Genomic DNA, 13,620 nt, shown 5'->3' with positions numbered 1-13,620 from the left:
GGGGCCCCGGACTCCCTCACGAGCAGCGCATCGCACAGCCTGCCGCGGCGAAGCCGCGGCAGGGCAACAGGCGGTCCGGGCGGCTGGGGCGCGCCTGCCATGACTGAGGCATCCTTGCCCCTCGTGCTGCGCGGCGTCTCCTACGCCTTCGGGGAGGGCGAGCTGCGGCGGCCGGTGCTGCGCGCGGTGGATCTGGAAGTGCGGCCGGGCGAGATCGTGCTCCTCACCGGCCCCTCCGGCAGCGGCAAGACCACCCTGCTCACCCTGATCGGCGCCCTGCGCGCCATGCAGGAGGGAAGCTGCCAGGTGCTGGGGCAGGAGCTGGCCGGCGCCAATGAGGCGCAGCGCGTCGCCCTCCGCCGCCGCATCGGCTTCATCTTCCAGCAGCACAATTTGCTCGGCTTCCTCACCGCCCGGCAGAACGTCGCCATGGCGCTGGAGCTGACGCCCGGCGCCACGGAAGCGGCGCGGCGCGCGGAGGCCGGGCGGATGCTGGAAGCCGTCGGCCTCGGCGATCGCGGGGAAAGCTGGCCGGACCAGCTTTCCGGCGGCCAGCGCCAGCGCGTGGCGGTGGCCAGGGCGCTGGCCGCCCGCCCCGGCCTCATCCTGGCCGATGAGCCCACCGCGGCGCTGGACCGCCAGAGCGGCGGCGAGGTGGTGCGGCTGCTGCGGGACCTGGCGCGCCAGCGCGGCACCGCCATCCTGCTCGTCACCCATGACCCGCGCATCCTCGACCTCGCCGACCGGATCATCGCGATGGAAGATGGGCGGGTGGTGCCTGCGTCGCAGGCAGACGCCGCCCGCCCCGGCTGATTCGCCCTCGCATCGGCGTTGACAGGCCTTCCGCGCCGCAGCAAGGATCGCTCACCATCACTTGATAAGAATGGGCAGGCTCATGCTGGGACGCAGTTTTCTCCTTGCCGCGGCGCTTGCCGCCGGCGTGTTCGCCACTGGCCTTTTCGCCCCCTCGGCCGCCCGGGCGCAGCAGACGCTGGAGGCCATCAAATCCCGCGGCCAGCTCGTCTGCGGCATCCATACCGGCGTCGCCGGCTTCGCCCAGCCGGACAGCCGCGGCGTCTGGCAGGGGATGGATGTGGATATGTGCCGCGCCCTCGCCGTCGCCATCTTCAACGACGCGAGCAAGGTGCGCTACATCCCGCTCTCCTCCTCGACGCGCTTCACCGCCCTCGGCTCCGGCGAGGTGGATGTGCTGTTCCGCACCTCCACCCAGACCATGCTGCGCGACGTGACGCTCGGCCTGCGCCATGTCGTCACCTATTTTTATGACGGTCATGGCTTCATTGTGCGCAAGGGCACGGTGGAGAAGGTCGCCGAGATGCGCGACGCCACCATCTGCCTGATCCAGGGCACGACCAACGAGCAGGTGACGGCGGACTATTTCCGCAGCATCAACACCCCCTTCCGCCCGCTGCTGTTCGAGCGCACCGACCAGGCCGCCAACGCCCTGCAGGCCGGGCGCTGCGACAGCCTCGGCACCGATGCCTCGCAGCTCGCCGGCATCCGCTCCACCATGCCGACCCCGCAGGATTGGGTGGTGCTGCCGGAGCGCTTCAGCAAGGAGCCCTACGGCGCCTATATCCGCCGCGACGACCCGCAATGGTTCGACGTGGTGCGCTGGGTGACCACGGCGCTGATCGAGGCGGAGGAGCAGGGCGTCACCCAGGCCAATGCCGAGGAGCAGCGCCGCACCAGCGTGAACCCCAACACCCGCCGCCTGCTGGGCGTGACGCCGGAGCTGGGGGAGGCGCTGAAGCTGGACCGCGCCTGGGCCTACAACATGGTCCGGGCGCTGGGGAATTACGGCGAGATCTATGACCGCTCCTTCGGCCCGAACACTCCGGTGGACCTGCCGCGCGGGCCGAACAAGCTGTGGACCCAGGGCGGGCTGATCTACGCCCTGCCGCTGCGCTGAGGGCCGGGCCGCGGAACGCCGGGCGGGCTCGCACGCCCTGTGCGGGCCAGGCGCGCCGGCGATCGCGCGCCACGGTGTCTTAGCCAGGCCGGCAAAGCTCGGCGCGGAAATCATGCCGCGGGAGGGCGACGCCCGGCCGGGACCGCTTGCCCGGACAGGCGAGGGCGGCCGCCCGCCCGCTTTCTTCCCCAGCCAAGGCACCCTCTCCCCGGCCCTGCCGACCGCGTCGCGGCCTGCTGCGGCTTTTCGTTTCGTATTGGCAAAACTTCGGCGGCCATGAATATACATTATTCGCTGGCGCATCAGCCTGCGAGAATGCCACACTCCGTTCATCCTAGCTGGTTTTCTTCTATAATCTGTGCTACAAGTAACACAATGTACGCGACAAAGTATAAAGAATTACTCGCACGGAATAACGGTGGTGGACATGGGCGGCGCCACAACTTTAAATTTACCTACCCGAGAGGTCGTTAAATCGTTAGATGTAATTCCGCGCGCGGACGCGGCGAGCCGCCCCGTCTCCACTTGTGACGCCCCCTCGGGATGAGAACTGACCGCGATGGTGCGACAGCCCCCAACAGGACGAAGGCCGATCCGCGCCCTGCGCCCCCCGCCAGCCCCACCCGCTTCCCCCCGCCCCGACCCGGCCCGGGCCGCATGGCGCAGATGATCCCTCGGCCCGAACCGGCGCCGGCCACCCCCTCCGATGCCCGGGACGCGGAGGAATTCTTCGACGACCTGCCCTTCGCCTGCCTGACCCTCGGCCCGGAAGGCGTCATCCTCTGGGCCAACCGCACCTTTCACCGCTGGGTCGGGCCGGAAAAAGCCCGGCCCGGCCTCCCCCTGCGAGAGGCGCTGAGCCCCGCCAGCCGCGCCGTACTGGATCGGCAACTCCTGGCCGACCTGCCGTCGCAGGGGGAAGTGCCGGCCCTCTCCCTGGAATTGCTCCGCCCGGGGGGCGACCACCTGCCGGTGCTGGCCTGGTTCCGCGGCACCCGGCAGGGCGGCCAGCCCGCCCTGCTGCGCGCCACCTTCTGCGACGCTAGCGGGCATCGCCGGCAGGAGCAGGAGCTGCTCGCCGCCCGGCAGGCGGCGGAGATGGCGGCGGCGCGGCTTGCCGTGGTGCTGGACGGCACCTCGGAAGGCGTGGTGCTGGTCGGGCCGGATTGGCGCATCGCCCATGCCAACCGGCGCGCCGCCACCCTCCTCGGCGAGCCCCTGGCGGAAGGCACGGATTTCCGCACCAGCTTCCCGCAGGACCAGGAAGGCGCCTTCGCCGCCCTCTGCGCCAACGCAATGGGCGGCCAGAACGTGCCGGGCACCGAAGCCTGGCTGCCCGGCGGCACCTGCCTCTGGCTGCAGCCTCACCCGGCGGCGGGGGGCGGCATGGCGGTCTTCCTCCACGACCTCTCCCCCGCCAAGGCGCTGGAACAGGACCGCGCCCGGGACCGCGCCCGCATCGAATACCTGGCAACGCACGAGCCGCTGACCGAGCTGCCCAACCGGCAGCATTTCACCGCCCGGGCGGAAGCGCTGCTGCGCGAGGCCGGCCTCGGCGCCGCCCTCATCCTCCTCGACCTCTCCCGCTTCCGGCAGGTGAATGAAAGCCTCGGCCGCCCGGCCGGGGATGCGCTGCTGCGCGCCGCGGCGGGGCGGCTCGCCCGCTCCCTGCGCCCGGGGGATCTGCTCGCGCGGCTGGGCGGCGATCAATTCGCCCTGCTGCTGCCCGGCGGGCCGGAGGGTACCGGGGCGGACCCGGAAGCCATGGCGGCCGGCCTGGCCGGCAGGCTGGTGCAATCCCTCGGCGCCGCCTACCAGATCGGGCCGCACCGCGTCGCCAGCGGCGCCGCCGCCGGCATCGCCATCGCCCAGGCGGAGCAGCCGCTGGAATTCCTGCTGGACGCCGCCGAGCTTGCCCTGGCCGAGGCGAAGCGGCGCGGCCGTGGCAGCGTTGCCCTGTACGACCCGCGGATGGGGCGGGATGCCGACCTGGCCAGCACCATGCGGGATGCGCTGGCCGCCGATCAATTCGTGCTGCACTACCAGCCGGTCTTCGCCGCGCAGAGCGGCGTGCTGACCGGCTATGAGGCGCTGCTGCGCTGGCATCGCCCGGGCCATGGCATCCTCTCCCCGCAGCGCTTCATCGGCGCGGCGGAGGGCACCGGCTTCATCTTCCCGCTTGGCGCCTATGTGCTGCACAAGGCCTGCCTGGACGCGGTGGGCTGGGGCAATCCACGGCTGCGGGTCGCGGTGAATGTCTCGCCCGACCAGCTCCGCCATCCGGGCTTCGCTGCCGAGGTGGCGGCGGCGCTGCAGGGCAGCGGCCTGGCCCCGGCGCGGCTGGAGCTGGAGCTGAGCGAGCGCGGCGCCCTGGCGCATGGCCGGGACAGCGTCGCCAGCCTGCGGGAGCTGCATGCGCTCGGCGTGAAGCTGGCGATCGACGATTTCGGCACCGGCGCGACGCAGCTTGCCGATCTCCGCCTCTTCCCCTTCGACCGGGTGAAGATCGACCAGAGCTTCGTGCGGGAGGTCGCGACCGAGCCGCGGGAGCTGGCCGTGCTGCAGGGGATCGTCGAGCTGTGCGGCCGCCTCGGCATCGCCACCACGGCGGAGGGGGTGGAGACCGAGGCGCAGCGCCGCTGCCTGGTGGAGGCCGGTTGCGGCGAGCTGCAGGGCTATCTGCTGGGCCTGCCGCAGCCCATGGCGGGGCCCCAGCCGCCGCCCATCCTGCCGGCGCGCTGAGCTGGCGGGCGGGGGGGGGCGGGCGCCTCACCGGTACGGGGCGGGCCGCCTGGCGATGCCGGTCGGCCAGGCAAGGCTGCCTTTCCTGCACGGTGCGAGCGGGTCGTTCGGCAGCGTCGGCCGGGCGGGCAAGGCTGACTTTCCCCACACGGCACGGGCGGGGCCGTCCGGCGGCCTCGGCTGGGCCGGACACGGCTGCCTTTCCGACACGACACGGGCGGGGCCGTCCGGCAGTGCCGGCCCGGCGGGCAGGGCTGCCTTCCCCGCACGGCGCCGGCGCCCGGCTTTGCCCGCCCTTCAACGCTTTCTTCAACTTGGCCGGCTAGCAAGGCCGGGCTGCGGCCAAGACGGCGGCCCTCCGTCACCCCCGTGGCGGCCGCCGCCGGGCCCGAGGGCAGGAGCCTTCGCCCCGGGGCCGGCCGCCTCCTGGAACCGGCATGGCCAGACCGATCGACGAGGTGAAGAACTGGATGACCATGTTCCGCTGGATCGTGAAGGCGATCCGCGACGAATACGGCATCGAGGAAGCCCGGCTCACCCGCCACGCCCAGCTCGAGACCGAGCTGGGCCTCTCCATCGAGCAGGTGGAGGAGATGCTGGGCCTCATCCACACCAGCTTCGGCATCCATTTCCCGGACGGGACCCTGGACGAGATCCTGCGGCTGGAGGAGCTCTGCATGCTGGCGAGCTGGATCAAGGGCTTCTACAAGCGGCCGGAATTCATCTCGGACGGCTTCGCGGCGCTGTGCCGCGCCGCCAACCCCGGCATGGCCTGAGTCGGTCGCGGCCTGGTTAACAAGTTTTCATCCAGGCCCGCCAGCCGGGATCGTCGTTCCCTTTTCGCTGACATTTGCTCTAGCCTCCCTCCCAGGCTGCCCCGACCAGAAGGGCGGCCGGGAATGACAGGGAGTTCGAATGTCCATGAACCGTCGCGGCCTGCTGGCCGCGGGGGCGGCCGGCACTGCGCTCGCCACCCCCAAGCTTGCCTCCGCCCAGCCCCAGGTGATGTGGCGCCTGGCGAGCAGCTTCCCGAAATCCACCGATGTGCTCTGGGGCGTGGCCGAGCTGCTCTCGCGCCGCGTGGCGGAGCTGACCGGGGGCGCCTTCCAGATCCGCATCTTCGCCGCCGGCGAATTGGTGCCGGCGCTGCAGGTGCTGGATGCGGTGGGGGGCGGCAATGTCGAATGCGGCCACACCGCCGCCTATTACTACATCGGCAAGGACCCCTCGATGGGGTTCGGCACGGAAATGCCCTTCGGCATGAATGCCCGCCAGCACCTGGCCTGGATCCAGCAAGGCGGCGGGCGCGAGGTGATGGAAGAGGTGTACCGGGACCAGGGCGTGGTCGCGCTCCCCTCCAACAACACCGGCGCCCAGATGGGCGGCTGGTTCCGCAAGGAGCTGCGCACCGCCGCCGATCTGCAGGGGCTGAAATTCCGCATCGGCGGCACCGGCGGGATGGTGCTGCAGAAGCTCGGCGTCGTCGCCCAGCAGCTTGGCGCGACCGACATCTACCCGGCGCTGGAGCGCGGCGTCATCGACGGCGCCGAATGGGTGGGGCCGCATGACGATGAGAAGCTCGGCTTCCACCGCGTCGCGCAATACTACTACTACCCGGGCTGGTGGGAGCCCTGCTCCGAGGGCGACATCCTCATCAACACGAAATCCTGGGAGGCGCTGCCGAAGGCCTACCAGCAGGTGCTGGAAGCGGTGGTGGGGGAGACGAATGTCTGGTCCATCGGCCGCTACGACGCGCTGAACGTCGCGGCGCTGCGGCGCCTGGTGGCGGGCGGCGCGAAGCTACGCCCCTATTCGCGGGAGATCCTGATGGCCTGCCACAAGGCGACGCAGGAAACCTATGCGGAAATCGGCGACGGCAATCCGCGCTTCAAGCGCGTGCATGCGCATTGGGACAAGTTCCGCCGGGATACGCAGAGCTGGTTCCGCGTGGCGGAGGACAGCAGCGCCAATTTCCTGGCGCTGGCGGAACGCGCCTGAGCCTCGCTCCCTCTCCCGCGCTGCGGGGGAGGGTCGGGGTGGGGGTATCGTGACCGGCGGCGCGTGCGGGCCCGGCGCCGTACATCCCCCCTTCCGGCCTCCCCGCAGGCGGGGGGATCGAGAGGCCCGGCCTGCGCCCCGGCGGAACCGGGATGCAGCCCCTTTCCCCTGGCGCGTTGGGCGCAATGCGCCCAACCCCTTCCGCTCAGCGCGCCGGCACGCGCACCCAGCGGAGCTGGATGTAGTTGTCCGCCGTCTGCGGCACCTCCACCCCGTTCCGCGCCGCCCAGACGATCTGCTGCTGGTGCAGCGGGATGTAGCCGACATCCTCCCGCAGCACCCGAGCGGCCTCGCTGATGATCTGCTGCCGCTTCGCCGCGTCGGTCTCCACCGCCATCCGGTCGATCAGCGTGTCGAGCTGCGGGTTGGAATAGCCGCCATTGTTGAACACGCCGCGGGCACCGTTGCGGGAACCGGCGAGGCTGAAGAAGGCGTTGTGCGCGTCGCTCGTCGTCGGGGTCCAGCCCAGCAGGTAGAAGCTGGTGTTGTAGCGCGGCGCGTTGATCTCGGCGAAGTAGCGGGCGCGGGTCTGCGCATTCAGCGTCACGCGGATGTTGATGCGCGCCAGCATGGCGACGACGGCCGTGCAGATCGCCTCGTCATTCACGTAGCGGTCGTTCGGGCAGTCCATCGTCACGCCGAAGCCGTTCGGGTAGCCGGCCTCCGTCAGCAGCCGGCGCGCCGCCGCGAGATCGATCGGCGGGCGCACGTCGTCGGCCTCCTGGAAGCCGTTCACCCCTGGGCCGTAGATCAGGTTGCTGGGGCGGGACTGGCCGCGCATGACGGTGCGCTGGATGGCGTTGACGTCGATCGCCAGCAGCATGGCGCGGCGCACCCGCACATCCTGGAAGGGGTTCTTCCCCTGCACGTCCGATTTCAGGAGCTGCGGCCGCATCTGGTCCATGCCCAGATAGATGGTGCGCAGCTCCGGCCCCTGGATGATGCGGACGCCCTGGGTGCGGCCGATGCGGTCCACATCCTGCGGCGGCACGGTGTAGACGAAATCCACCTCGCCGGAGAGCAGCGCGGCGACCCGCGTCGCGTCATTGGCGATGATGTTGAGTTCCGCCCGCTGGATGTTGTGCTCCGGCTTGTCCCACCAATCCGGGTTGCGCTCGATGACGGTGCGCCGGTCCGGCTCCCGCAGCACCAGGCGGAAGGGGCCGGTGCCCATGGCGTTGCGGGTGGCGAAATTCTCCTCGCGCGTCGTCAGGTCGGTCGGGCGGGTCGCGTTGTTCTTCTCCGCCCAGACGCGGGAGAACATGCCCCAATTGGTGATCTCCTGGATCAGGATGGGGTCCGGGACGCTGGTTTCGAACTCCACCGTGTGGTCGTCGATCTTGCGGACCTCCTTCACCGTCGCCAGCACGGATTGGAGGTTGGAGCCCTGGGCGCGGACGCGCTGGGCGCTGAACACCACGTCATCGGCGGTGAAGGGCGTGCCGTCCGTGAACTTCACGCCGCGGCGCAGGTGGAAGCGCCACACGGTGGGGGAGGGCTGCTCCCAGCGCTCGGCCAGGGCCGGCTCCGGCTCCATCTGCCGGTTCCGCCGCACCAAGGGCTCGTAGAAATTGGACCCGAAGGAAAGCAGGAAGGTTTCCTGCCGCGTATAGGGGTCCATGGAGTTGACATCGCCGTCATTGGCCCAGCGGAAGGTCTGGGCCTGGGCGGTGAGGACCGAGCCGCAGAGCAGGGCGGTGGCCAGCGCGAAGCGACGCATCGTCAGGGTCTCTCCCAGCGAAACCCTGGGATTCTAGCCCGGCAGCACAGAGGCGCAAAGCCGAGGCGCGCGTAGCGGAGCGAGACCGGTCACCGGGCGGCGATGTCCGGCGGCACAACCCCGGCCGCCGGTCCCCTGCCGCGCGGCTTGCCGCGGCAAGCTGCGCGGGTCCGGCATCGCTTGAGCCTGGCAAGACCCCATGGCGACGCGCGGCGCCCGCCCGGGGCGAGACCCGCCCCCGCGGCGGCGCGAAGCGCCGTCGGGGGATTAAGCCCGCAGCGCCCGCGGCAGATCCGCCACGGCCCGGTCGATCAGCGCCGCATCGGCGGTGGCATCCATCCGCTCGGCGATCACGGTCCGCGCCGCCGCCGCGGCCACTTCGGCCGCCGCGTTGCGCACCTCGGCCAGCGCCCCGGCCTCGGCCGCGGCGATGCGGTCCATCGCCATGCGTTCCCGCCGCTTTGCCGCCGCTTCCGCCTCGGCCGCGGCGTTCTCCGCCAGGCGCTTGGCCTCGCCCCGGGCCCGGCTCAGCATCTGCTCGGCTTCCGCCAGCGCCGCGGCGCGGTCGGCCTCCGCCTGCTTCAGCATCGCCTCGGCCTCGCCGCGCAGCCGCGCCGCCTCGGCCAGCTCCGCCCGCACCCGCGCCGCCTTGGCATCCAGCATGGACGCCGCCGCGGCCCAGGCCTTGCGGCCGAACAGCACCAGGAAGACCACGAAGCTGACGCCGACCCAGAATTTCGGGTCGAGCCAGAAATGCTCGTAATGGTGCATCAGGCCTGCCCCCGCGCCGCGAGTTCGGTGCCCACCGCCCGTTCCACCGCCGCGCGGTCGGTGCTGCCGGTCAACCGCGCCACCAGCGCTTCCGCGGCGTCGGCGGCCACCGTCCTCAACGCGCCCATGGCCGCGTCGCGGGAGGTGGCGATGCGCTGCTCAGCCGCATCGATCTGCGCGGCGAGGCGGGCGTTCAGCGCCTCCTCCCGGACCGTCGTCTCGGCCTGGGCCTGCTGCGTCGCGGTGGCGATGGCCGCCTGCGCTTCGGCGCGGGCGCGGGCGGTGGCCGCCTGGTGCTCCGCCAGCGCGGCATCCGCCCGCTGCTTCGCCGCCTGCGCCTGCTCCAGATCCGCCTCGATCCGCGCCTGCCGCTCCGCCAGCACGCTGGCCACGCGCGGCAGCGCGTAGTTCGCCATCAGGACGTAGAGCAGGCCGAAGAGGATGAACAGCCAGACGACATTGGCCACCAGGAAGCGGCCCTGTTCGGGATGGCCGAAGGCAAGCTGCGGCATCCCCTCCACCGGCACCTCGCCGGTCGTGGCCGCAAGCGCCAGCGCGGGCAGGGCAAGCCCGAACAGGGATGCGACGATGAGAATCCGAGGCGTCACGCGAAATCTCCTATCGCCCGGTGGGATGCGGGGCGGGGCGGGGCGGCGGTCGTGCCGCGCCGCGCCCGCCGCGATCTCAGGCGAACAGGATGAGGAAGGCGATCAGCAGCGCGAACAGCGCCACCGCTTCCGTCAGCGCGAAGCCCAGAATGCCGATCGGGAAGACGGCGTCGCGGGCGCCCGGGTTGCGGGCCACGCTGTTGATCAGCGAGGAGAAGATGTTGCCGATGCCGAGGCCGACGCCGAACAGGGCGATAACGGCGATGCCGGCTCCGAGGGCCTTCGCGGCAGCCACTTCCATGGGAAAATCCTTCCGTTCCTGTTGGAGGTTTCTACAGACCGCTCAGTGCAGGTGCACGGCGTCGTGCAGGTAGATGCAGGTGAGGATGGCGAACACATAGGCCTGCAGAAAGGCCACCAGCAATTCGAACCCCACCAGGGCGACGTTGATAGCGAGCGGCAGCACCGCCACGAAGGGGCCGATGACGCCGAGCCCGCCGATCAGCAGGATGAAGGTGGCGAACACCTTCAGCATCACGTGCCCCGCCACCATGTTGGCAAAGAGACGAATGGAGAGGCTGATCGGCCGCGAGAGGTAGGAAACGATCTCGACCGGCACGATGATCGGCGCCAGCCAGATCGGCGCGCCTTCCGGGAAGAAGTAGCCGAAGAACTTGGTGCCGTGGATCGCCAGCGCCACCACCGTGATCAGCACGAAGACCACGAAGGCCAGGCCGAAGGTGACGGCGATATGGCTGGTGAAGGTGAAGGCGTAGGGCAGCAGGCCGAGCAGATTGCCGAACAGCACGAACATGAAGAGCGAGAAGACGAAGGGGAAGAATTTCCGCCCCTCCTCGCCCACCTGCTCCGTCACCAGCCCATGGACGAACTCATAGGCCGATTCCGCCAGCGCCTGCAGCCGGCCCGGGATGACGGCCCGCTGCGCCATGCCATAGACCATCAGCGCGGTGATCAGCACGACCGCCAGCAGCATATGCGCGTTGGACTGGGTGAAGCCGACCGAGTCGCCGACAATGCCCAGCACCGGCGCCAGCTCGAACTGGCTCAGCGCATCGATGGCCTTTCCCTCAGCAGCCACGGCAGCCTCTCCCGGCGACGAACGACTCAGCCCTTCCGGCGACCGCGCGGGGTGAACAACCGATAGACGTTCAGCACCCCGGCCGCCGAGCCCAGGACGAAGAACAGAAGGAAGAGCCAGGGCTTGGTCCCGAGCCAGCGATCCAGCAGCAGGCCGGCAACGACGCCGACCGCCAGGGCCGACACCACCTCCACGCCCGCGCGGAACCCGATCCCCCAGGACCCGGTCGGCAGCCCCGCCTGCCCGCTCTCCTTCGTGCGGTCCAGACCCTGGCGGGCCCGGGCATCCCGGAGACGTTGCTCGAAGCCGTCGCGCTCAACCACCCCTATGCTCCCCCTGCGGTGCTCCGCCGGAAGGCATGCGGCTGGTAAGGCGCCTCCCGTTAAGTGTCAAGCAAGCCACGTGGTGGCCATGCAGCGCAACAGATGGCGGAAAGCAAGGTTTGAGGGGGCTTTGCCCCCGCAAGCTCCCCCACCAAAGGCCGAAGGGCCTTTGGAAACCACGCGTTTAATTCCGCGGACCTGAAGCCGGGACATCACTCCGCCGCGGCGGGCGCCCCCAGCGCGGCCCAGCGCTCGGGAGCCAGCTCCTCCGGGCGGTTGGGGAAGAACAGGGCACAAACCAGCGTCACCACGCCGGCCAGGGCCAGAAGCAGCAGGGGGACGACCAGGCCGCCCGTCGAGGCATGCAGGAAACCAACCAGGGGCGAGGCGGCGGCCGCGCCGAGGAAGCCGATGGTGAAGCGGACCGAATACAATTTCACCCGCAGCGCCGGCGCCACATAGCGGGCGGTCATCGTCTCGTTCACCGTCACCTGACCGAAGATGGCGGCGGCCACCAGCGCCGACAGAGGCAGCACCGCCCAGCCGGGGGCGAAGGCCAGCAGCGCCAGGCACGGGGCCAGAAGGATCGCCAGCGGCAGGAAGACCTGCTTCAGGGTGAAGCGGTCGATCATCTGGCCCACCGTGAACTGCGTCAGCCCGCCGCACAGCGTCGCCAGGAAGGCCAGCATGCCGACCACCGGCAGCAGATCCGGGGAATTCGCCAGCCGCTCCTCCATCAGCTTCGGCAGCAGCAGGGCGAAGGCGTTGAACACCAGGCCGGAGACGGCGGCGATGGAGAGCAGCACCACCACGGCGCGGCGCACCAGGGCGGGCGGGATGACCGGGAAGGGCTTCTTCGTCCCCCCCGCCTTGGCCGCGTCGAAGGCCGGCTCCCGCAGGTAAAGCAGGCCGAGGGCGATGCTGATGGCCCCCGGCACGCCGAAGGCCCAGTGCCAGCCCAGCCGGGCGGCAAGGAAGGCGGTGACCACCGGCGCCAGCGCCACGCCCATATTGCCGAAGGCGCCGTTGATGCCGACCGAGCGGCCGAGCCGCTTCCCGGTCGCCGCCTCCACCAGCATGGCGGTGCCGATGGGGTGATAGATGGCCGCGAACCCGCCCATCAGCGTCAGCGAGACCGCCAGCATCCAGGGGCTGCTGGCCATCGCTGCCCAGAGCAGGCAGGCGCCGGTGCCGATGAAGAAGGCCGCCATCATGGCGCGGGCGCCGAATTTCGCCGCCAGATGCCCCATCGGCAGCGCCCCGAGGCCATAGGCGACGAACATCCCGGTGCCGAGCGCCAGCACCGGCCCATACACCTCCCCGAAGGCCTCGGGCGATTGCTGCACCATCCCCAGCACGGCGGTGGCGAGGATCAGCAGCACGTAATGGGTGATGACATGCGCCGCGTTGATGAAAACGATCTGGCGCGTGGCGTGGTCCGACATGGCGTTTCCGGTTTTGGCTGGCGGGCGGCAAGCCTAGTATGGCCGGATGACGATGGCTGGCCAAACCCTGTCGAGAACCGGTCAATCCCCGGCCGCCCAAGCCTCGGCCCCGGGGCGCAACCTGCCGCAGGAGGCGGTGGACCGGCCCCTCGCCGCCTTCACCCGGGACTACGCAGAGGCCGAGACGGTGCCGCGCCATACCCATGAGCGCGCCCAGCTCCTCTACGCGACGCGCGGCGTCATGCGCATCGCGACCGATGCGGCCAGCTTCGTGGTGCCGCCAGGGCGGGCGCTGTGGGTGCCGGCGGGCGTGGCGCACACCACGGCGACGGCGGGCCGGGTCGCCATGCGCTCCATCTTCTTCCGCGCCGATGCGGCGGCCGCCGGCCCGCCGGGGGTGGCGGTGCTGGCCGTCTCGCCGCTATTGCGGGAGCTGATCCTGGCCGCCTGCGCCGAGCCGCTGGAATGGGACGAGGCCGGGCGCGGCGGCCATCTGGCGGCGCTGATCCGGGACGAGGTGGCGCGCGCCGCCACCCTGCCGCTGGGCGTGCCGGCGGTGCGGGATGCCCGGCTGCAGCGGCTGGCGGCGGCGCTGCAGGCGGAACCGGCCCGGCCGCTGACCATCGAGGATTGGGCGGCGGCATGCGGCGCCAGCGCCCGCACTCTGACGCGGCTGTTCCGGCGGGAGACGGGGATGAGCTTCGGCCGGTGGCGGCAATTGCTCCGCCTGGCGGAGGCGGCGGCGCTGCTGGCGCAGGGGGTGGCGCCGGCCCGGGCGGCGGCCGCGGTGGGGTATGCCAGCGCCTCGGCCTTCGGGGCGGCCTACCGGGCGGCCTTTGGGGTGACGCCGGGGGAAAGGGCGCGGGGTTCGTCCCGGTAAGCCCCGCCAGGGGGCGCTGCCAGGGGGCGCTGCCACGGGCG

13 protein-coding genes are annotated in these 13,620 nt (G+C 71.0%); 6 read left to right on the top strand and 7 right to left on the bottom strand.

Annotation, left to right across the window (positions count from 1 at the left end):
• Positions 1–99 precede the first annotated feature (99 nt).
• The 5 genes from E5N76_RS08290 (at position 100) to E5N76_RS08270 (ending at position 6,673) form a co-directional block, all read left to right on the top strand.
• Positions 100–813, top strand: a complete 714-nt coding sequence (locus E5N76_RS08290) for an ATP-binding cassette domain-containing protein (protein ID WP_149536801.1) — start codon at positions 100–102, stop codon at positions 811–813.
• A gap of 70 nt (positions 814–883) precedes the next feature.
• Positions 884–1,933: an amino acid ABC transporter substrate-binding protein gene (locus E5N76_RS08285; protein WP_235907619.1), complete on the top strand. Its 1,050-nt coding sequence runs from the start codon at positions 884–886 to the stop codon at positions 1,931–1,933.
• 666 nt (positions 1,934–2,599) lie between these two features.
• Positions 2,600–4,675: a putative bifunctional diguanylate cyclase/phosphodiesterase gene (locus tag E5N76_RS08280; RefSeq protein WP_187830057.1), complete on the top strand. Its 2,076-nt coding sequence runs from the start codon at positions 2,600–2,602 to the stop codon at positions 4,673–4,675.
• A 437-nt stretch (positions 4,676–5,112) separates the two neighbouring features.
• Entirely contained in the window at positions 5,113–5,451 is a 339-nt protein-coding gene (locus E5N76_RS08275; protein ID WP_149536799.1) for an acyl carrier protein, read from the top strand.
• 145 nt (positions 5,452–5,596) lie between these two features.
• On the top strand, positions 5,597–6,673 hold the full coding sequence (locus E5N76_RS08270) for a TRAP transporter substrate-binding protein (protein ID WP_149536798.1): 1,077 nt from the start codon (positions 5,597–5,599) through the stop codon (positions 6,671–6,673).
• A 205-nt stretch (positions 6,674–6,878) separates the two neighbouring features.
• Here E5N76_RS08270 and E5N76_RS08265 read toward each other — a convergent pair whose 3' ends face one another.
• From E5N76_RS08265 to E5N76_RS08235, 7 genes are all read right to left on the bottom strand, one after another.
• Positions 6,879–8,453 (bottom strand): ABC transporter substrate-binding protein, encoded by a 1,575-nt coding sequence (locus E5N76_RS08265; protein WP_187830056.1) that lies wholly within the window; start codon positions 8,451–8,453, stop codon positions 6,879–6,881.
• 267 nt (positions 8,454–8,720) lie between these two features.
• Entirely contained in the window at positions 8,721–9,224 is a 504-nt protein-coding gene (locus E5N76_RS08260; protein ID WP_149536796.1) for a F0F1 ATP synthase subunit B family protein, read from the bottom strand.
• The gene (locus E5N76_RS08255; RefSeq protein ID WP_235907618.1) at positions 9,224–9,832 is read right to left on the bottom strand and encodes a F0F1 ATP synthase subunit B family protein; all 609 of its coding nucleotides are present in this window, start codon (positions 9,830–9,832) and stop codon (positions 9,224–9,226) included. The genes E5N76_RS08260 and E5N76_RS08255 overlap by 1 nt, the downstream gene beginning before the upstream one ends.
• A 76-nt stretch (positions 9,833–9,908) precedes the next feature.
• A complete protein-coding gene (locus E5N76_RS08250) occupies positions 9,909–10,133 on the bottom strand; it encodes an ATP synthase subunit C family protein (RefSeq protein ID WP_149536795.1) in 225 nt (74 codons plus the stop codon).
• A 42-nt stretch (positions 10,134–10,175) separates the two neighbouring features.
• Complete coding sequence (locus E5N76_RS08245) at positions 10,176–10,931, bottom strand: F0F1 ATP synthase subunit A (protein ID WP_149536794.1); 756 nt, start codon at positions 10,929–10,931, stop codon at positions 10,176–10,178.
• Between the two features lie 26 nt (positions 10,932–10,957).
• Positions 10,958–11,254 (bottom strand): AtpZ/AtpI family protein, encoded by a 297-nt coding sequence (locus tag E5N76_RS08240; RefSeq protein ID WP_149536793.1) that lies wholly within the window; start codon positions 11,252–11,254, stop codon positions 10,958–10,960.
• Between the two features lie 212 nt (positions 11,255–11,466).
• Positions 11,467–12,699 (bottom strand): MFS transporter, encoded by a 1,233-nt coding sequence (locus E5N76_RS08235; protein WP_149536792.1) that lies wholly within the window; start codon positions 12,697–12,699, stop codon positions 11,467–11,469.
• A 136-nt stretch (positions 12,700–12,835) separates the two neighbouring features.
• On the opposite strand from E5N76_RS08235, the gene E5N76_RS08230 reads away from it, so the two are divergent.
• Positions 12,836–13,579 (top strand): AraC family ligand binding domain-containing protein, encoded by a 744-nt coding sequence (locus E5N76_RS08230; protein WP_235907617.1) that lies wholly within the window; start codon positions 12,836–12,838, stop codon positions 13,577–13,579.
• Positions 13,580–13,620 lie beyond the last annotated feature (41 nt).

The sequence above is a fragment of the Siccirubricoccus phaeus genome (assembly GCF_008360935.1).
GTDB lineage: Bacteria > Pseudomonadota > Alphaproteobacteria > Acetobacterales > Acetobacteraceae > Siccirubricoccus > Siccirubricoccus phaeus.
This window is presented reverse-complemented; position numbering and strand designations above follow the sequence as displayed.

Excerpts from the sequence above, each read along its gene's own strand:
- E5N76_RS08285 (WP_235907619.1), top strand. The coding sequence starts at position 884 with ATGGGCAGGCTCATGCTGGGACGCAGTTTTCTCCTTGCCGCGGCGCTT.
- E5N76_RS08275 (WP_149536799.1), top strand. The coding sequence starts at position 5,113 with ATGGCCAGACCGATCGACGAGGTGAAGAACTGGATGACCATGTTCCGC.
- E5N76_RS08265 (WP_187830056.1), bottom strand. The coding sequence starts at position 8,453 with ATGCGTCGCTTCGCGCTGGCCACCGCCCTGCTCTGCGGCTCGGTCCTC.
- E5N76_RS08235 (WP_149536792.1), bottom strand. The coding sequence starts at position 12,699 with ATGTCGGACCACGCCACGCGCCAGATCGTTTTCATCAACGCGGCGCAT.
- E5N76_RS08260 (WP_149536796.1), bottom strand. The coding sequence starts at position 9,224 with ATGCACCATTACGAGCATTTCTGGCTCGACCCGAAATTCTGGGTCGGC.
- E5N76_RS08280 (WP_187830057.1), top strand. The coding sequence starts at position 2,600 with ATGATCCCTCGGCCCGAACCGGCGCCGGCCACCCCCTCCGATGCCCGG.
- E5N76_RS08290 (WP_149536801.1), top strand. The coding sequence starts at position 100 with ATGACTGAGGCATCCTTGCCCCTCGTGCTGCGCGGCGTCTCCTACGCC.
- E5N76_RS08270 (WP_149536798.1), top strand. The coding sequence starts at position 5,597 with ATGAACCGTCGCGGCCTGCTGGCCGCGGGGGCGGCCGGCACTGCGCTC.
- E5N76_RS08250 (WP_149536795.1), bottom strand. The coding sequence starts at position 10,133 with ATGGAAGTGGCTGCCGCGAAGGCCCTCGGAGCCGGCATCGCCGTTATC.